Source organism: Sphingomonas sp. 2R-10 (assembly GCF_030062225.1).
In the GTDB taxonomy this organism is placed as follows: Bacteria; Pseudomonadota; Alphaproteobacteria; order Sphingomonadales; family Sphingomonadaceae; genus Sphingomonas.
This window is the reverse complement of sequence record NZ_JASCXF010000089.1, coordinates 1-1,057: the sequence shown is the minus strand read 5'-3', so window position 1 is coordinate 1,057 and position 1,057 is coordinate 1. Positions and strand designations below refer to the sequence as shown.

Annotated in this window: 1 protein-coding gene; it reads right to left on the bottom strand. The window is 62.4% G+C overall.

Going from position 1 to position 1,057, the window contains the following annotated elements:
• Positions 1-16 precede the first annotated feature (16 nt).
• A protein-coding gene (locus QLH51_RS19820) for an IS630 family transposase (protein ID WP_443018854.1) occupies positions 17-974 on the bottom strand; the annotation gives its coding sequence in 2 pieces (ribosomal slippage) (positions 17-653 and positions 652-974; 960 coding nt in all).
• Between the last annotated feature and the right edge of the window lie 83 nt (positions 975-1,057).

Below are 1,057 nucleotides of genomic sequence, written 5' to 3'. Positions count from 1 at the left end.
CTAGAGCATCGAGCGTTTAATCAAGCGCATAGCCGGCGGCGGTGAAGTAGTTGCGACACTCGCCGGGGTCATACAGATTGCAGATAGAGCCAACGGTTTTCCAGAGGTCGTCGATGGTCCTGGCGCCGATCCGACGGAGATGGGCTTTCAGTTTGGAGAACGCCATCTCGATGGGGTTGAGATCGGGGCTGTACGGGGGGAGGAAGAGGAACCAGGCGCCCCGCTCCCTCAACGTCGCCTTGGCCTTTTCGCTTTTATGGGCTGGCAGGTTGTCGAGGATGACGACATCGCCGTGTTCGAGTGTCGGAGCGAGCTGGGTTCGAACATAGACCTCGAAGATCTCCTTGGTCATCGGCCTGTCGATGATCCACGGCGCGGTCAGGCCATCGCAGCGCAGGCCAGCGATGAAGGTCTGCGTTTTCCAGTGGCCGAACGGCGCCCGGGCTTTCAGACGTCGGCCGCCCCGCGCGCGTCCGCGTAGCCGCGTCATTTTCGTTGTGGTCGCGGTTTCGTCGATGAAGACCAGCCGATGTGCCTGCTCGCTCAGGCGTGGCTGGCGATAGACGCGCCAGCGTCGTCGCGCCTCGCAAACGTCATCGCGTCCGCATTCCGATGCCATCAAGGCTTTTTTTATATCGAAAGCCCGCCGCCACCAGCACCCGCGACAGCGACGCCGGGTGCGCGACCACCTTCGTTTCCGTGGCCAGGCGCCCGGCAAGCTCGGGCATCGTGATGTCGGGTGTCGCCTCGACCCAGCGGATTAACAGCGCCAGATATTCCGCCAGCTTGCCCGCCCCAGACGGGCGGCCCTGACGCCGCGGCTTGGCCGTTCCCGTCTTCGCCACATGCTGCATCAGCTTGATCGCGCAACTTGGACTGACACCGAAGCGGCGGGCCGCAGCCCGGCGCGAATGTCCAGCTAAAACGTGCGCCGATATCCGGTCCCGCAGATCGCCTGAATACGCTCGACCCATGATCCACCTCCACATCCAGGTGAATCACACTTTCCCGTCAAGCGGAATCACCCATGATTCCTGCTTCACGCTCAATGCTCTAG